Annotated in this window: 14 protein-coding genes; 10 read left to right on the top strand and 4 right to left on the bottom strand. The window is 67.1% G+C overall.

Annotation, left to right across the window (positions count from 1 at the left end):
- The first annotated feature begins 15 nt into the window (after nucleotides 1-15).
- Nucleotides 16-972 (top strand): helix-turn-helix transcriptional regulator, encoded by a 957-nt coding sequence (locus BLU38_RS15555; protein WP_091526227.1) that lies wholly within the window; start codon nucleotides 16-18, stop codon nucleotides 970-972.
- Here BLU38_RS15555 and BLU38_RS15550 read toward each other — a convergent pair.
- Nucleotides 944-2341, bottom strand: coding sequence for an MFS transporter (locus tag BLU38_RS15550; RefSeq protein WP_091526223.1), 1398 nt, complete (start codon nucleotides 2339-2341; stop codon nucleotides 944-946). The genes BLU38_RS15555 and BLU38_RS15550 overlap by 29 nt on opposite strands.
- 117 nt (nucleotides 2342-2458) lie before the next feature.
- Between BLU38_RS15550 and BLU38_RS15545 the strand changes: the two genes are divergently transcribed.
- Entirely contained in the window at nucleotides 2459-2971 is a 513-nt protein-coding gene (locus BLU38_RS15545) for a winged helix-turn-helix transcriptional regulator (RefSeq protein ID WP_091526221.1), read from the top strand.
- A 21-nt stretch (nucleotides 2972-2992) separates the two neighbouring features.
- The gene (locus BLU38_RS15540) at nucleotides 2993-3925 is read left to right on the top strand and encodes an alpha/beta hydrolase family esterase (protein WP_091526220.1); all 933 of its coding nucleotides are present in this window, start codon (nucleotides 2993-2995) and stop codon (nucleotides 3923-3925) included.
- Here the strand turns inward: BLU38_RS15540 and secA2 are convergent.
- Nucleotides 3880-6186, bottom strand: a complete 2307-nt coding sequence (secA2, locus tag BLU38_RS15535) for an accessory Sec system translocase SecA2 (RefSeq protein ID WP_197679732.1) — start codon at nucleotides 6184-6186, stop codon at nucleotides 3880-3882. The two genes, BLU38_RS15540 and secA2, sit on opposite strands and share 46 nt — an antisense overlap.
- Nucleotides 6187-6285: 99 nt before the next feature.
- On the opposite strand from secA2, the gene BLU38_RS15530 reads away from it, so the two are divergent.
- Complete coding sequence (locus BLU38_RS15530; RefSeq protein ID WP_157683492.1) at nucleotides 6286-6693, top strand: DUF4282 domain-containing protein; 408 nt, start codon at nucleotides 6286-6288, stop codon at nucleotides 6691-6693.
- 121 nt (nucleotides 6694-6814) lie between these two features.
- Nucleotides 6815-7531 (top strand): pyridoxamine 5'-phosphate oxidase family protein, encoded by a 717-nt coding sequence (locus BLU38_RS15525; RefSeq protein ID WP_091526214.1) that lies wholly within the window; start codon nucleotides 6815-6817, stop codon nucleotides 7529-7531.
- Nucleotides 7532-7605: 74 nt separating this feature from the next.
- On the opposite strand, the gene BLU38_RS15520 is transcribed toward BLU38_RS15525, so the two are convergent.
- Nucleotides 7606-9465: an acyl-CoA dehydrogenase gene (locus BLU38_RS15520; protein WP_091526212.1), complete on the bottom strand. Its 1860-nt coding sequence runs from the start codon at nucleotides 9463-9465 to the stop codon at nucleotides 7606-7608.
- Nucleotides 9466-9670: 205 nt separating this feature from the next.
- Here BLU38_RS15520 and BLU38_RS15515 point away from each other — a divergent pair, with 205 nt between their 5' ends.
- Nucleotides 9671-10780, top strand: a complete 1110-nt coding sequence (locus tag BLU38_RS15515) for a DUF4282 domain-containing protein (protein WP_157683491.1) — start codon at nucleotides 9671-9673, stop codon at nucleotides 10778-10780.
- A gap of 12 nt (nucleotides 10781-10792) precedes the next feature.
- Here the strand turns inward: BLU38_RS15515 and BLU38_RS15510 are convergent, their stop codons facing one another.
- Nucleotides 10793-12334: an MFS transporter gene (locus tag BLU38_RS15510; protein ID WP_157683490.1), complete on the bottom strand. Its 1542-nt coding sequence runs from the start codon at nucleotides 12332-12334 to the stop codon at nucleotides 10793-10795.
- 111 nt (nucleotides 12335-12445) lie between these two features.
- Between BLU38_RS15510 and BLU38_RS15505 the strand changes: the two genes are divergently transcribed.
- The 4 genes from BLU38_RS15505 (at nucleotide 12446) to BLU38_RS15490 (ending at nucleotide 16903) form a co-directional block, all read left to right on the top strand.
- A complete protein-coding gene (locus tag BLU38_RS15505) occupies nucleotides 12446-13345 on the top strand; it encodes a helix-turn-helix transcriptional regulator (protein WP_157683489.1) in 900 nt (299 codons plus the stop codon).
- A gap of 124 nt (nucleotides 13346-13469) precedes the next feature.
- Nucleotides 13470-13940 (top strand): hemerythrin domain-containing protein, encoded by a 471-nt coding sequence (locus BLU38_RS15500; protein ID WP_091526205.1) that lies wholly within the window; start codon nucleotides 13470-13472, stop codon nucleotides 13938-13940.
- A 94-nt stretch (nucleotides 13941-14034) separates the two neighbouring features.
- Nucleotides 14035-14976 (top strand): phosphotransferase, encoded by a 942-nt coding sequence (locus BLU38_RS15495; RefSeq protein ID WP_157683488.1) that lies wholly within the window; start codon nucleotides 14035-14037, stop codon nucleotides 14974-14976.
- A 253-nt stretch (nucleotides 14977-15229) separates the two neighbouring features.
- Complete coding sequence (locus BLU38_RS15490) at nucleotides 15230-16903, top strand: hypothetical protein (RefSeq protein ID WP_091526200.1); 1674 nt, start codon at nucleotides 15230-15232, stop codon at nucleotides 16901-16903.
- The last annotated feature ends 107 nt before the right edge of the window (nucleotides 16904-17010 follow it).

The raw sequence follows: 17010 nt of genomic DNA, 5'->3' as shown, positions 1-17010 counted from the left end.
GCCTATTTTGGATCCATGACCGATCCGACGGCCCGAGCACTGCGGTTGCTCACCCTGCTGCAGACCCATCGCTTCTGGTCCGGCCCCGATCTGGCCGAGCGACTGGAGGTCTCCGAACGCACCCTGCGGCGTGACGTGGACCGGCTCCGCGAGCTCGGCTATCGGGTGGCCGCGCACCCGGGCGCGTACGGCGGCTATCAACTGGAGAGCGGGGATAATCTGCCACCGTTGTTGATCAACGACGACGAGGCGGTCGCGATCGCGGTCGGACTGCGGACTGCCGCCGTGCAGGGGGTCGGCGACGGCGAGCACACCTCGCTCAGCGCGATGGCCAAGCTGGAGCAGGTGCTGCCCCGCAACCTGCGCCGCCGGGTGTCGGCGTTGCAGCAGTACACGATCCCAGCTGTTCGGGCCGACGCCCAGGTGCAGGCCGACGTGCTCGCGACACTGGCGCTGGGTTGTCGTGATCATGAACGGCTCCGGTTCGGCTACACCTCTGCCCATGGCGTACAGAGTCGACGACTGGTCGAGCCGCATTCGTTGGTGCCCCGCGAACGTCGTTGGTATCTGATCGCCTGGGACGTCGACCGCGACGACTGGCGGACGTTTCGGATCGACCGGCTGGCCGACCTGGCCCCGACCGGTGTCCGGGTCGCACCGCGCGAGCTCTCACCCCAAGCGGCCGCCGAACTGGTCACGGTCAGCGTCGGCAGCGGACCGCAGCGCTTCAACGCCACGGTCCGGATGCGGGCAACGATGGAACAGGTGCTGAGCTACTTCGGCGTCTGGGCATCAGGGTCGTCCGCGGGCCCGGACGGCACCGTGGACTGGCCGATCGGTGGCAGCTCCATCCACGAGATGTTGATGGCGCTGCTCTGGATCCCGCCGGACTACAGCTGGACGCTGATCTGTGACGACGAGGTTGCCGAGTTTGCGCGGCAGTTCAGCGAGCGGCTGGCAGCCGCGGTCTGAGCAGCTCGGCCCGTACGGTCAGGGCAAGCACGGCGACCGCACCGGCGATCAAGATCATCGAAGCGACCAGCACCGCGACCGGCCAGCCGAGGGTGGTCAGCAGCAACGCGCTCAGGGCGATCCCGATTGCCGACCCGAGGTAGCGGGCGGAGTTGTTGACGCCGCTGCCGAGACCACCCCTGCCGGCCGGGGCGCTGGCGACCGTCTCGCGGCCGAGCCCGGCGTTGACGACCCCGACCCCGATACCGGCGATCAGCATGCCGGGCCAGAGACCGGTGACGGATTGCGGTGCCGTCATCAGCAGTTGCCCGAGCCCCGACAGCACCAGACCGGCGACCAGCTGCCGCCCACCGGCGATCCAGGCCGGCAGCCAACGCGAGGCCAGCGAGACCAGCACGCTGGTGATCGCCCAGATGCCGATCATGATCGCCGACAGCAGAACGCTCGAGTCGAGCACGGTGATCATGAAGGTCCCGGACAAGGACAACAGACCGACCGATCCGACGCCGGTGATGAAGGCCGCCAGATGCACCGCGGCAAACCGCGGTTCGGCGAAGAAGCGCGGGTCCAGCATCGGCTCGGCACGCCGCAGCTCGAGCCGGACGAATCCGGCGAACAGGCCGGCCGCGGCAATGATCATGATCCCGGCGACCCAACGCGGCGCCGTACTCCGCAGCTCGATCAGCCCGACCATGATCAACATCGCCGCGGCCAGGAAGATCAGCACGCCGAGGGCGTCCGAGCGACGGCGTTCACCGGTCGATTCGGTGACGGCCGCGGCGCAGAAGGCCGCGAGCGCGACGGCGGCGATCGCGATCAGCGCGTAGGCCAACCACCAGTGCCCGAGTCGGTCGGCCGCCGCAGCTGCGAACGGGCCGGCGGCGATCCCCGCCCCCAGCGCTGCGCCCCAGATACCGCTGGCGGTCGCCCGCTCGGCCGGCTGCCGGAAGCCGACGCCGATCAGCGCCAGGGCGGCGGCGATCGTGCCCGCCGCACCGGCACCCTGCACGATCCGCCCGACCACGAACAGCGCGGAGCGCAGCCCGGCCGGCGCCGCACCGGCCAGCAGGCAGATCACCGTACCGAGGATCAACACCGCCAGGCCGAGCTGGAAGATCCGGCGGCGGCCGTAGCGATCGGCGAGGGTTCCGGCGATGAGCATCGAGACGGTCAACCCGAGGCTCATCGATCCCAGGATCCAGGTCAGGGCGACCGGGCCGGCGGCAAACACCCGGCTGATGGTGCCGACGTCGGACAGCGGAAGCGTGTAGGTCATCAGCGCCAGGAAGGTGCCGACGGATGCAACCGCCAGCAGCGCCCGCCGGGACCGCTGTCCGGACAGCGGTACGGCTTCGGCGAGATCTGCCACGACGTCCTCCTCTGGGATCCTCGAACCACCATTTGGTCCTGTCACAAGACTCAATCGCCGTCGATTGTGTCAGCAAGATGGTTCTATGACAAGACCAAAAGGGGGTACGGTGGAGTCATGGCGTTGGGCAACGACTACGAACTGCAGGACTGCGGGGTGGCCAGGGCTCTGGAGGTCGTGGGTGAGCGGTGGACGATCCTGATCCTGCGCGACTGCCTGCTGGGGGTTCGCCGGTTCAGCGATCTCCAGGCCCACCTGGACATCGCCAAGGGCGTGCTCGCGCAGCGGCTGGCCGGCCTGGTCGAACACGGGCTGCTGGAGAAGCGCAGTGACGGCGGCCATCCGGAGTACCTGCTCACCGAGGCCGGCCTGGCGTTCGCACCGGTGCTCGCGACGCTGGCACATTGGGGCAAGACCTACGCCAATCCCGATGACCTACCGACCCGCCGCTGGCGACACCTCTGCGGAACCGACCTTGATCAACAGGGCCGCTGCCCGCGCTGCGACCTGGTGCCGCCGATCCGCGATGTGTTCAGCGCACCGGATCCGGACCGTCCGACCCGTCGCACCGATCCGGTGGCCCGCCGACTCGACACCGAGCATCGTTTCCTGGACCCGATCCGCCCCTGACCCCTCACACCGAAGGTCGCCATGAGCATTGTCAGCATCACCACCGAGACCCTCGACGTCCGCGGCAGGGCCCGCACCATGATCATCGCCCGGGACAACGACAACACCGGCGCCAGATCTGACGACAGGGCTCCGATCGTTCTGGTCTTCCACGGGTCCAATCAGACCGCACAGAAGTTCCGCGAGTTCACCGCGAATGCCTTCGACCGGCTCGCCGACGAGTCCGGCGCCGTGGTCGGCTACCTCGACGGTTATCGGAAGCACTGGAACGACGCCCGCCGTTCCCAGGACTTCGCGACCCGCCGCGAGGGCTATGACGATGTCGCGTTCGCCGAGGCCGCCGTCGACCTGTTGTCCAGCCACTACCACGGTGACGATCGACGCGTCTTCGCGGTCGGCTACTCCAACGGCGGCCAGTTGGTCATCCGCTTGATCCACGAGATCCCCACGGCGCTGACCGGGGCCGCCCTGATCTCGGCGACCCAGCCCGACCGGGAGAACTTCTGGCCCGACGCCACGGATGCCGCGCCAGTTCCTGTCGTCCTCTTCCACGGCACCAAGGACCCGCTTGTCCCGTACGAGGGCGGGATGGCCAGCCTGTGGGGGTTCCGGCCCCGCGGCCGCGGCCTGTCCGCTCCGGCGACCGCCCGCTACTACGCCGACCGCAACCGGATCACCACGGCGCCGACCACGATGATGATCCCGGGACGGGAACGCGGGATGTACGCCGAACGCACCGACTTCCGCGAGGACGGACACCAACCGGTGACGCTCTACACCGTCCACGGTTCCGGACACACGGTGCCCGGGACGAAGCGGGCCTTCCCGATCGTGGGTCACACCTTCCTCGCCCTGGACACCGTTGCCGAGATTCAGGACTTCTTCGGTCTGCCGGCGACCCCGACGGATCAGTCGGCGCGGACCGCGTGCCGGATGACACCGCCGAGCGCCTGAAGGAAGCGGTCCTCCGGTGAGCCGAAGGCCATGTCGTCGACCATATAGGTCCAGGTCGAGGTGGGCCGCTCCATCCCGGACGCCTCCTCGTCCAGCCCGTCGGCGGTGATCACCGCGTCGTCGAACGCGGCCGCGGCCCGGTCGAGTAGTCCGTCCCGCAGCTCCCGGTAGGCGTTGTCGCAGGCGGCATGGAACGCCATCAACGGAGTCTCCCGACCGAGTGCCCGGAGGTGGATGCCTTCCCGTAGCTCATCGGCGAAGGCGAGATGCTCGCTCCAGACCTTGTCCAGCTCGTGCAGCATCACCTGCCGGGCCGCCTCGTTCAGCACCTCGACGGGGACGTCCTCGGACAGCTCCTTCCAGCGATCTGCCCGGAGTCGGGCGAACTCGGTCGCCGCAAGGTCGTCTTTCAGCACCCGGTCGCGATAGCCGGCGACGTCATTGCGCTGTGATTCCAGTTGCTGGCTGTAATTCCAACTGTTCCGATGGGTGTCCAGCAAGGCGCCTTCGGTGATCCGCTGGGCGTGTTCGACCTCGTCGGCGACGCGGGCCGCGGAGATCTCCCCGGTGTCCTCGTCGACCTCGGTGCTCCGCACCTGGAACGCTGCCGTCGTCGGGTCGTCATCGAGGCTGACGAAGATCACCGAACTGCCCGGGTCGCCCTGCCGGCCGGATCGACCGCGAAGTTGATCATCGAGTCGCCGGGTGTGATAGTGCCCGTGCCCGATCACCAACAGGCCACCGAGCTCGACGACCTGATCATGCTCGTCGGCGTCGGCGCCGAGCTTGATGTCGACACCGCGGCCGGCCATCTGGGTCGAGACCGTCACCGCGCCGATCCGTCCGGCGCGGGCGATGATCTCGGCCTCCTCGGTGTCGTTCTTGGCGTTCAGAACGGCCGGTTCGATGCCGGCCTCGGTCAGCATCGCCGCGATCCGTTCCGATCCTGCGACGCTGTGCGTGCCGACCAGCACGGGCCGTTGTTGATCATGGACCTGCTTGATCAGCGCCACCATCGCGGCATCCCGGGAATCGTCGTCGACGAAGATCCGGTCGGGATCGTCGGTCCGGATGCACGGGGTGTTGTTGGCGATCTCGCCGGTCTCCAGATCGTAGAAGCCCCGGAACTGCTCGGCGGCCGACGTCGCCGTCCCGGTCATCCCGCCGACCAGGTCGTACTTCTTGATCAATGCCTGCACGGTGATGGTGTCCAGGATCTCGCCGCGGTCGGTGACCTCGAGCCCTTCCTTGGCCTCGACCGCGGCATGCAATCCGTCGGGCCAGCGTTGCCGTTGCGCCACCCGGCCCCGGTTGGCGTCGACCAGTTGGACGGCACCGTCGGTGACGATGTAGTCGATGTCGCGCTGCACCAGCGTCTCGGCGTAGAGCGCGACGTTGATCTTGGTCAGCAGCAGCTCGTTGCCCTCGGCGTACAGGTTGTCCACCCCGAGCAGCTTCTCGACCCGGGTCAGTCCGATGTCGGTCAGATTGACCTGCAGGCCGTCGTCGGAGGTCTGGTAGTCCTCGGTCTTGGTCAGCTGGCTGACGATCTCGGCCATACTGCCGCCGTCGTCGCCGACCGGCAGGCTGCCCGCCAGCACCAGCGGCACCTTCGCCTCGTCGATCATCACCGAGTCGGCCTCGTCGATGATCAGGGCGTCGGCGTCGGTCTGGACCCGCTCGTCGACGCTGGTCCGCATCCGGTCCCGCAGCAGATCGAAGCCGATCTCGCTGACCGATCCGTAGCAGATGTCCGCGGCGTAGCCGGCCTTGCGTTGATCATGGTCGATGCCGGCCGTGATCCAGCCGACCTCGACCCCGAGCAGTCGATAGAGCGGAGCCATCCATTCCGCATCCCGACGAGCCAGGTAGTCGTTCACGCTCATCACCCGGACCCGGCGGCCGCGGGCTGTCATCCCCAGGGCGGCGATCGCCCCGGCCAGCGTCTTGCCCTCGCCGGTGGCCATCTGCACCACGGTGCCGTCCAGGATGCCGAGCGCGCCCTGCAACTGGACGTCGAACGGCCGCTCGCCGATCGTCCGGCGAGCCGCCTCGCGGAGCACCGCACAGAATTCGCGCAGCTCGGCCTTGGTGTCCATCGGACCCCAGAGTGCGTCGTAACGGTCCCGCAGCGCGTCGTCGTCGAGCGCTTCGAGCTCGGCCTCCAACTCGCCGGCCGACGCGGCCAGCGACTGCTGCCTGCCCAGATTTGCCGTTCCCGGCTTGCCGATGAACCGGCGGAGCGATGCCTTCAAACCCACGCCGTTGACAGTACATGCACAGCCACACTGCGTTCGCTTGTCACCCCACTCCGGTCCACGTGCTGCCGTTCTGACCCCCGAGTCGGCAGGATGAGCGGCATGTCCCATCCCGGACCTCCTCCGCGAGGCAGAAGCTACGCCCACACCAACCCTGTGAAGGCGGCGTTCGACTTCAGCTTCGCCAGCTACGCAACGCCGGGGCTGGTGAAGATCATCTACATCCTGGCCGTGATCATCGCAGCGATCGGTTGGATCGGCAGCACGATCAGCTATTTCGTGCTGGCGGCCACGACGCACACCGCCGTCAGCAGGCTCGGCGGGCCACCGCAGACCGATACATCGGTCGCCATGTTCATCTCGCCGGTCCTCCTGCTGCTGTTCGGCTGGGTCCCTGGGCTGCTCTGGGTGCTGGTCGTCCGCGTGGTGCTGGAGGCAGCGTTGGCGCTGGTCCGGGCAGCGGAGGATGTCCGCGCGATGCGCGATAAGAATCTGGGCCCGGTGAGCTGACCCGGTTGCTGAATACCTCCGGCACCGGCGGGAGCGTGACCAGACGGTCCGAACGGGGATGGAAGAATCGGCATTTCGGTGACGGACAGCCAGAACGAAGCCAGAACCAAACGACGATTGGATGGCGATGGAGGACGAGCACCTCGACGTCGATCAACGCACCCGGATCGGCCGCCGGCCGGAGCGCCAGGCGACCGATCGGTCAGCGTTGTACGCGATCCTCGACGAAGCCCTGGTGGCGCACCTTGCCGTGGTCCGCGACGGCGAACCGCTGGTCGTGCCGATCGCCTGCGCGCGGGACGGCGACGCGGTGCTGCTGCACGGTTCGACCGGTGCCGGTGCGCTGCGGCTGGCCGCCTCGGGGGCGCCGGTCTCGGTCGCGGTGACCCTGATCGACGGCCTCGTCGTCGCCCGGTCGGCCTTCGACAATTCGATGAACTATCGCAGCGCGGTGATCTTCGGCACGCCGACCGTTCTGCAGGGCGATGACAAGATCGCGGCGCTGGCCACGCTGACCGATCGGCTGCTCCCCGACCGCTCGGCCGAGGTCCGACCGTCGACGGCCAAAGAACTGGCCGCTACCCTGATCCTCCGGCTCCCGCTGGACACCGCGAGCGTCAAGATCCGTGCCGCGACAGCCTCCACCGAGCCCGACGACGGCGAAGACCGTACCGCGTGGGCCGGGGTCATCCCGCTGGCGCTGCAGCCCAGCAGCGCGATCCCGACCTCAGACGTCCCGGACGGGACCGAACTTCCCGCCTCCGTGACGACGTTCATCGCGCGGGCAAGGTCCCAGGCCGTCGCGATCAGAGCGGCCCTGGAACCGCCGGAGCAGTAAGCCTGGCCCAGACTCGCAGCCCAGGCAGCCTCGCGAGCCCAGCCAGAGTCACCTGCCCTTCGGCTCAGGGGCCGTCAGAAGGCGTCCTCGGGGAGATCCATCGCAGCGAGGTCGGTGTTCTCGGCGATGACCCGCTCCGAGGCCAACTTGGGCAGGACGGTCCGGGCGAACCAGCGAGCGGAGGCGACCTTGCCCTCGTAGAACGACTTCTCCGATGCCGACAGCTCACCGTTCAGGGCGTCGAGAGCAACCTCGGCACCACGCAGCAGCAGCCACGCACAGATCACGTCACCCAGACCGAACAACAGCCGAGAGGTGTTCAGCCCGACCTTGTACAGGTTGCGCGGATCACCACCGGGCACCCGCGGATCGGCCGCCATCGCACTGGACGCCATCGCGGTGCCGATCGCCTCGATGTCCTCCAGGCCCTTGGCGAGCAGCTCGCGCTCGTCCTTCAACTGACCGTTGCCGGCCTGCGACTCGAGGAATGCTGTGACCTCACCCTGCAGCTGCCCCAGGGCCTGGCCCTGGTTGCGGATGATCTTGCGGAAGAACAGGTCCTGCCCCTGGATCGCGGTGGTGCCCTCGTACAGGGTGTCGATCTTGGCGTCGCGGACGTACTGCTCCAGCGGGTAGTCGGTGAGGAAGCCGGAACCGCCGAAGGTCTGCAGCGACTCGGTGCCGAGCAATGTCCAGGACTTCTCCGAACCGTAGCCCTTGACGATCGGCAACAGCAGATCGTTCAGCGCCTCGGCCTCGGCATCCGGTTCGCCACCGGCTGCGGCCAGGGCAACCTTGTCCTGGATGCTTGCCGTGTAGAGGACGAGCGCGCGCATCCCTTCCACGTAAGACTTCTGGGTCAACAGTGATCGGCGGACATCGGGGTGATGAGTGATCGTCACGCGCGGCGCGGTCCGGTCCCGGTTGTTGACCAGATCGGCTCCCTGCACCCGGCTCTTGGCGTATTCGAGAGCGTTCAGATATCCCGTGGAGAGGGTGGCGATCGCCTTGGTGCCGACCATCATCCGGGCGTCCTCGATCACCTGGAACATCTGCGCGATGCCGTCGTGCACCTCACCGAGCAAGTAGCCCTTGGCGGGCTGGTCGGCACCGAAGGTGAGCTCGCAGGTATTGGACACCTTGAGGCCCATCTTGTGCTCGACACCGGTGACATAGACACCGTTGCGCTCGCCGAGGTCGCCGGTGTCGACGTCGAACTCGTACTTGGGGACGATGAAGAGGCTGAGCCCCTTGGTGCCCGGTCCGCCGACGCCTTCGACGCCGACCGGACGGGCCAAGACCAGGTGGATGATCTGATCGGAAAGATCATGTTCGGCCGAGGTGATGAAACGCTTGACACCTTCGATGTGCCAGCTGCCGTCCTGCTGCGGAATCGCCCGGGTCCGGCCCGCACCGACGTCGGAGCCGGCGTCCGGCTCGGTCAGCACCATAGTGGCGACCCAGCGTTTGTCGTTCATCAGCTTGCCGATCTTCTGATCGCGTTCGGTGCCGTTGCGGAAGATCATCTCGCCGAACTTGGGACCGGAGGCGTACATGTAGATGGCCGGGTTGGAGCCGAGGATCAGCTCGTTCATCGCCCAGCGCAGCGACGGCGGAGCGGGCTGGCCGTCGACCTCGGCGGGCAAGCCGATCTTGTAGAACTCGGACTCCATCCACGCGTCGAACGACTTCTTGAACGCCGCCGGCAGCGGCGCCGTGTGGGTCTCGGGATCGAAGACCGGGGGTTCGCGGTCGGCGGCGGCGAAGGACTCGGCCAACTTGGTCCTGGCCAGATTGTCGACCTCGTCCAACACGGCCTCGGCGGTCTCGACATCCATGTCCTCATACGGACCGGAGCCCAGGACGGCGCCCCGTCCCAGCACCTCGAACAGGTTGAACTTGATGTCGCGAAGGTTGGACTTGTAATGGGTCATCGCGCCGCACACCTCGGGTCTTCGTCGAGCCTTGAACCGGCCGCGACTGCGCGCCGGCGTTGTTACCGATGAGTAACTTACCTCAAATACTACTTGGCGGTAACCTCCGCGCCAAGAGGCCATCGCCCCGCCGATCACCGATAATCTGCGAGATCGGCGGTCCGAGATCCACCGAATCGGGCTTCGGGTCGGCAGGATGGGAGGCATGACGCATCCCGATCCGCCTCATCCCGACCCGAGAGATCGTTCCTCCGACGAAAACCCGCCGCGTGACAGCCCGGGCCAGGAGAACAACCCCTGGCAGACCGGGCAGCCGTCATCGTCGGCACCCGGAGGACCGTCCGAACCCGATGACGCCACCCAGATCAGGCCGGCCGCTTCCGGCGACTGGCAGGGCGGCCAATGGAACGCACCGCAGGACGATCAGCCCGGCTGGCAGCATCAGTCGGGCCAGCAGGAACCGGCTGGCGACCGGCAGCCAGGCGGCCAGTGGCAGACCGAGCAGTCGCAGGGCGACCCGTATCAGAACCAGCCGCGGGGTCAAGACCAGCAGCAGGGCCAGGGCTACCCAGCCCAGGGTTACCAGAGTCAGGGCTATCAGGGTCAGGGCTACCAGGGTCAGGGCTCCCAAGGTCAGGGACAGTCCCAATGGCAGTCCGGCCAACAGGCGGATCCCTACACCCCGCAGGGCCAGTCCTCCGCCGGCTACCCTCAGGGCCAGTCCTCCGCCGGTTACCCCCAGGGCCAGTCCTCCGCCGGCTACCCCCAAGGTCAGTCCTCCGCCGGCTACCCCCAAGGTCAGTCCTCCGCCGGCTACCCCCAAGGTCAGTCCTCCGCCGGCTACCCCCAGGGCCAGCAGGGGCAGTACGGCGATCAGAACGCGGGCTACGGGCAGCAACCCGGCGCCGAGGCCTACCCCGGCTGGGAGCAGCAGCAGGTGGCGCCGCAGAAGCAGCGGAAGTTCGCCGACGCCAACCCGCTGAAGGCCGCGTTCGACTTCAGCTTCGGCAGCTATGCGACGCCCGGTCTGGTCAAGATCATCTACATCCTGGCCGTGGTGATCGCGGCCGTGTGGTGGATCGGTGGCACCATCAGCACCTTCGTGCTCGGAGCCGCGGCATCGAGCATCGGCAGCATGACCGGCAGTAGCGGCGGGGGCGGAGGCGGCATCGTGCTCGGCATCCTGACCCTGGTGCTGGGCTGGATCCCGGCACTGCTCTGGGTGCTCTTCGTCCGGGTCGTCCTGGAGGCCGCGATGGCGCTGGTCCGGGTCGCCGAGGATGCCCGCGGGATTCGCGAGAAGGTCGACGAGTAGCAGCCACATTTCTCAGGTAGGGCCGTCCATCCGAACCGTGGTGGACGGCCCTTCCTGATCTCGGGGGCTGCGCAACCGACGCAGCCGGAAGGCCAACACGACGAAGCACACTGCCGCGACGGCGTCGGTGATCACCCCGGTCGCAAAGCCGATCAACGCGCCGGAGCTCGCGGCGATCCACCGGTAGACGCCACCCAGGATCGCCACCCCGAGCCCGAAGGCGGTCTGCTGGACCGTGCTGATCAATCCGCCACTCAGCCCTGCCGCGGACACCGGGACCTCGACCATCACGGTCTGCATCATCGGACCGAACATGATCGCCTGCGCCGCCCCGGTGATCATGAACGGGATCTGGATCGCGACCGCGACCGTCAGCCGGTCGGCGTCGGCACCGGCCAGCAGGTAGCCGGTGATCGCCATCGCGACCAGGCCGACGATCTGCGCCAGCGCGCCGACGATCATGATCACGGACCCCAGTGCCGTCATCAGTCGACCGACCAGCATCGAGGCGATCACGTAGGCGATCACGAACGGAATCACCGTCACCCCGGAGAGCATCGCCGACAGCCCCAGGCCACCCTCGCCGGGCGCTGACTGACTCATCAACGCGAACACGTTCATCAGCCCGCCGTAACCGATGAAGAAGACTCCGGCCATGATCAATCCGAGTCGTAGTGCAGGCAGTCGGAGGATGGACGGCGGCGCGAGCGGGATCCGTCCGGACCGCTCGGTCCGTCGTTCATGTCGGTAGAAGATCACCGCCAACACCACCGCACCGCCGATCATGATCATCGACCAGGGTGGCCATGCTGCCGACGGACCGATGGAGAGGGCGTACACCAGAGCGGCGATGGACAACGCCATCATGATCGCGCCGGGCAGATCGGCGGACGACGGCGTCGCCGACCGGGTCTGCGGGACACGTACGGTCGCCAGCAACGCAACGCCCGCCAACAACACGCCGGACCACAACACCGGACGCCAACCGGTCCCACCGAGATCGAGGCCGATCAGCGCTCCGGCCAACACCTGCCCCACGCCGGTGCCGCAGCCGAGCACCGCGGCGTAGGCCGACACCGCCCGGACCCGTGCAGCGCCGGTGGTGGTGGCCTGGATGGTGGACAGCACCTGCGGCATGAACGCACCGGCGGCCAGCCCCTGCACCACCCGGAGCGCGATCAAGGTCTCGATCCCGGTGCTGAACCCCGCGGCCGCAGAGGCAACGGCGAAGGCGACGATGCCGATCCGGAAGACGGTCCGCCGACCGAAGCGATCGCCCAGCCGACCAGCGATGATCAACACCGCGGCGAAACCACAGGCAAAGCCGCCCAGCAGCAACGACAGTTCGGCTCCTGAGGCACCGAGATCGCGACCGATCACCGGCAATGCATCATTGATGCTGCCGAAGGTGTAGGTGGACAGCAGACCGCCGAGCAGCAACCCGGCCAGGCCGGAGGCGGTGAGGTCTGGCTGATCTGAATGTGGTGGCTGGGACGGTTCGCCGTGGCGGCCGGCTTGGGAACGCCGGGACGCATCGAGGTCGGTAGTGCTCACGTTCCCAGCCAACGCGCGGGCGAGTACCCGTACCAGAGCCTCCTCATCCTGGTATCGAGACCACCAGGCTGGCATTGTGAGCGGTGCAGCTGTCCCGGCAGACTGGGAGGCATGGTGGAGGCACGGCAAGCGCTGGGCGCATTCCTGCGCAGCAGGCGGGACCGGCTCAGCCCTGCGGCGGCCGGCATCGTGAGCACCGGCCGACGGCGGGCGCCGGGGCTGCGCCGCGAAGAGGTAGCGCAGCTCGCCGGAGTCGGAGTGACCTGGTACACCTGGCTCGAGCAGGGCCGCGATGTCCACCCGTCGGAGAGTGTCACCCGCGCGATCGGGCGGGCGCTGCAGCTGGACTGCGACGAGACGGCGTACCTGCTGGCGCTGACCGGCTATCCACGCCGCTTGGACCTGCTGGCTCGGGCAGAGATCCTGCCGGGCCATCTCGAACTGCTGGAGCGGATGCTGCCGAATCCGGTCTGCATCCACGACGCCCGCTTCGACTTCTACGCCTACAACCGCAGTTATCGTTTCCTGGTCTCGGACCTGAACGCGATCCCGGAAGCCGACCGCAACTACGCGTCGTTGTTCTTCACCGACGACGGCTGGCGCAGCCGGTTCGGCGACCGGGACACCCTCGGCCAATCGCTGGTCGGTCGGATCAGGTCCCGGATCGCGCATCAGCCCGGCGACCCGTCCTGGCAGGAGTTGATCACCTCGCTCCGCGACCGGTCGACGGAGTTCCGCCGGATCTGGCAGGGCCAGATCGTCACCGACGTGCAGGAAATGATCAAGGTGATCGACAATCCGCTGGTCGGGGAGCTGCGTCTGGAGCTGTCCCGGCTGCCGCTCGGCGAAACGTCCGGCAGCCGGATCGGCATGCTCACCGCCGCCGACCCGCAGACGACCGACCGGCTTGCCGAGCTGGACCGGCTGGTGGGCGACGAGCCCGCCGTGTGGGTTCGGGACGCCGAGGCTGTCGACCCTGCAACAACCGAACGTCTGGACCGGTCGGCCTGATCTGGTGCGACAACTGCGCTAGTCTGAGCGCAGCGTCGCGTGTCGGTGGCAGACCGTGTCAGGCATGGAGGCGCCGAAGCACGAAGGAGGCCGACGATGATCACGTCGCTCCCTTCGCCCTCACGTGACTGAGGGCGAGCACACCAGGTTGATCGCCTGGAGCCAGGAACTGCGCGCGGTCCATCAACGGCTGCGGACGGCGTTGCGGGTCACCCGCGACGCGCTGGAAGCGGGTGAGGCATCCGCCCCGGCCACCCGTGAGTTGTTGATGTTCTGCCACGGTTTCTGTACGGCGCTGACCGGACACCACCAGAGTGAGGACCGCGAACTCTTCCCCGCTGTCGCCGCTGCTCATCCGGAGTTGGCAGGCACCTTGCGGCAGCTGCGCCAAGATCATTCGATGATCGGCTATCTCGTCGCCGCCCTGCAGGATGCCGTCGGACGAAACGCATCCCCGGTAGAGATCGACCGGCATCTCGATGGCGTCGCGGCGATCATGGAGAATCACTTCCGTTACGAGGAGCAGCAATTGCTGACGATCCTCGACACCCTGGGCCTCGATGCCGATCCACACGACGTCCTGGGGCCGCTGTGACTCTGAGCTCCGCCGACCGTCCGGATTGCTCGTGGCACGTCCTTCGATGACGATGTCTGTCACGGACTCGGGCGCGGAGATGGGTCGATCATCGTTGATCGGCAAGGACGGTCGTGTCCGGGCTGATCCAGAGGCGATCGCGCGCATCCGTCAGCAGCTTCGCGCTGAACCTGCGTTGGGTGCCTTGACCGACCTTGCCGTCCTCGAAGCCGAGTGGGGCGCCAGCGGCCTCCACTTCGTCGGCACCTGGAATGCAACCGGCGCCGACGTCATCGTGAAGATCGGAGTGTCGCCCTCGCAACGGTGGTGGACCGAGGCGATCTCCAGGGAAGATCCTGCCCTGGCGCCGATCCTGTTCGCCAGCGGAGGCCGGCTCGGCGACATCGATCTTGGTTGGATGGTGTCCGAACGGCTGCCCGGCGGACTTCATGCGGGCTGGCATGGGCAGGAGTTCACCATGCTGATGGCGGCCGCGGCTCGTTTTCACCGCTTCGCCCGTCGTCACCCGAGCGGTCCTCATTCTGTCACGACAGCTGGTGACGTCGCTTCCTGGATCGACTCCGCGATCACACGCGGCGTTCCCGGTCCGGCGGCCGCGCTGCTCGGGAGCGTCGACCAGGACTGGGAACTTGTCAGTCAGGCCTGTCCGCCGGAGATCTGCCACGGCGACCTCCACATGGCGAATGTCCTCAGTCGCACACCGGCGCCGCAGCTCAGCGACGCACTCTTGATCGACTTCGAACCCTGCCTCATGCCCTGGGTGTTCGAGGCCGCCTACTGTCAGGTCCTGAACTCCGACCCGGCGCGAGTTGGCTGGCGGGAACTTATTCTACTCCTCGACGAGCAACGTGGTGCGCTCGGACTGCCCACGATCAGCAACATCGCCGACCTGCGGCGGGTCGAGACCATCGTTCTCGGCTGGTACGCGCTGCGGATGTGGTCGATCATCGGCCCCGATACCGATCCTGCCTGGCGTTCGCCGCAGATTTGGCGTGCAGCGATTGACGACTACGTCAGTCAAGCCGTGCAGTCTTGACGACAAAGCCTTGGCCACATTGCCGTGACTGAGCGAACGGTGCTGGTTGATGTGGACGACCGGATGGTGCGTGCGCGTACCCATCCCGATAGACCGACGAGTGAGCACTCGTGGTCGAAGATCGCACGGCCCCGGTCTTGTCGAAGGGCCATCAACGCGACCTACAGAATCTCCTTCAATCTGTGGATAACCGTTGCTGGCTTGGAATCCTGACCGGTCAAGACTGTCAGTGGCCACGTCTAGTGTTGATCACATGATCGATGGCAGCGGGCTGATGCACACAGTCCAGAGGGCGGCGGGTCTCGATCCGTCCTGCCTGGCCACCGACCAACTCCTCCACCAAGTAACAGCGATCGACTGGCTCGTCCGCGCCACCACCAACGCCAAACTCTGCCTCGCAGCAGCCTTCGCCGACCGCTTCCCCGCCGACACCATCGCCGCCTACCAGTTGGCGATCCCCGGCGGCGACCGCCCGATCCGACCCGGCGGCGACGGCACACCCGAGCTGACCCGATTCTGCGTCACCGACCTCGCCGCCAGCATGCACAAATCCACCGGCACCGCCGAACGGATCATCGCTGACGCTCTCGACCTGCGCCACCGCCTCCCCTACCTGTGGCACCGACTCTGCAACAACGAAGTCGACGCCCTCGACTGCCAAACCATCGCCCGCCAAACCCGGCACCTGACCCTGGAACAGGCGTTGGAGGTTGATCGGTCGATCGCACCGATGGTCGGGCGCTGGTCCTGGAACAAACTGCTCGCCCAACTCGAAGCCACCATCATCCGGGTCGACGCCGTCAACGTGAAGAAACGCGCCGAACAAGCGGCTCACGATGTGGGCGTCTTCATCAATCAGAGCAACGAGCATGGCATCAAAGGCATCTACATCCTGACCGATTCGCCAGCCGGGATCCGCTTCTATGCCCAGGTGACTCGGATCGCCGACATCCTGGCCCGCCGAGGCCACACCGGTACCAAGAACGAACGCATGGCCGCAGCGATCGACGTGTTGGGCAACCCCCTCGACGCGGTCCGGTTGATCGCCGAGGACACCGAACCCACCCTGTTCGATCCCGACCCTGATCCTGACGACGATTCCCTGTTCCCCAAGCCGACATCGAATGCTGCCGACGCCTGGACGGTGAGTCCCGACGCGTCCGCGTCGCCAGCCGCAGCCTCCGGCACGGATGCCGACCCAGACCAGCCCGCCGAGACCACGCCCGACAACCCAGGCCAGCAGCCGCACGATCACGACTCCGAGGACGAGCCGCCACCCGACCCGCTGGACGACGACCGTGCGACGGCACGGTTCCCCCGCGTTGATCAAGACCGGCGGCTGGCCGAGCTCACGATCCGCGCCATCGGCAAGATCGACCCGGCCAAGTTCCGCCCGAATGCCACCCTCTACGTCCACATCGCCAAGGAAACCCTCGACACCGGACTCGGCGTGACTAGGGTCGAAGACATCGGCCCCATGATCAGCAGCTTGGTCGCCGGCTGGCTCGGAGACTGCAACATCACCCTCAAACCCGTGATCGACCTCAACGTCGATATGACGCCGGTGGATTCCTATGAGATCCCGCAGGCGATGCGGGAACGGATGTTCCTGAAGTACCCCGGGAGTATGTTCCCGTTCTCCGGGTCCGTCGGGCGTCATCTTGATCTTGATCACAACATCCCCTACGTGGAAGGTGTCCCGGCGCAGACCCGGGAGAACAACCTCGCACCCGACGGCCGCCGCGAACACAACGTGATCACCCACGGACTCTGGAAACGGCGACGACCCGAGCCCGGAACGTTCCTGTTCCGGGCGCCGGAAGGCAGAGTGTTCCTGGTCGACGCGACCGGCAGCTACGACCTCGGTCGCGGCAACTACGCCCAACACATCTGGCAATCCGCCGCGCCCACACCACCCACCGCCTGACCCCGGGTCGGATTCCGGTGATCGCTCTTCTGTCCCCGGCGACGAGATCCGAAGCAGCACGAAGATTCCGCCACCAGCGCCCGGGATCACCACCAGAGCAGGATGAA

The sequence above is a fragment of the Microlunatus soli genome, assembly GCF_900105385.1.
Taxonomy (GTDB): Bacteria; Actinomycetota; Actinomycetes; order Propionibacteriales; family Propionibacteriaceae; genus Microlunatus; species Microlunatus soli.
This window is presented reverse-complemented; position numbering and strand designations above follow the sequence as displayed.

What these genes read in the sequence shown, in the direction of transcription:
- BLU38_RS15530 (WP_157683492.1), top strand. Translation starts at nt 6,286, where the DNA reads ATGTCCCATCCCGGACCTCCTCCGCGAGGCAGAAGCTACGCCCACACC.
- BLU38_RS15555 (WP_091526227.1), top strand. Translation starts at nt 16, where the DNA reads ATGACCGATCCGACGGCCCGAGCACTGCGGTTGCTCACCCTGCTGCAG.
- BLU38_RS15525 (WP_091526214.1), top strand. Translation starts at nt 6,815, where the DNA reads ATGGCGATGGAGGACGAGCACCTCGACGTCGATCAACGCACCCGGATC.
- BLU38_RS15540 (WP_091526220.1), top strand. Translation starts at nt 2,993, where the DNA reads ATGAGCATTGTCAGCATCACCACCGAGACCCTCGACGTCCGCGGCAGG.
- BLU38_RS15545 (WP_091526221.1), top strand. Translation starts at nt 2,459, where the DNA reads ATGGCGTTGGGCAACGACTACGAACTGCAGGACTGCGGGGTGGCCAGG.
- BLU38_RS15515 (WP_157683491.1), top strand. Translation starts at nt 9,671, where the DNA reads ATGACGCATCCCGATCCGCCTCATCCCGACCCGAGAGATCGTTCCTCC.
- BLU38_RS15490 (WP_091526200.1), top strand. Translation starts at nt 15,230, where the DNA reads ATGATCGATGGCAGCGGGCTGATGCACACAGTCCAGAGGGCGGCGGGT.
- BLU38_RS15520 (WP_091526212.1), bottom strand. Translation starts at nt 9,465, where the DNA reads ATGACCCATTACAAGTCCAACCTTCGCGACATCAAGTTCAACCTGTTC.
- BLU38_RS15505 (WP_157683489.1), top strand. Translation starts at nt 12,446, where the DNA reads ATGGTGGAGGCACGGCAAGCGCTGGGCGCATTCCTGCGCAGCAGGCGG.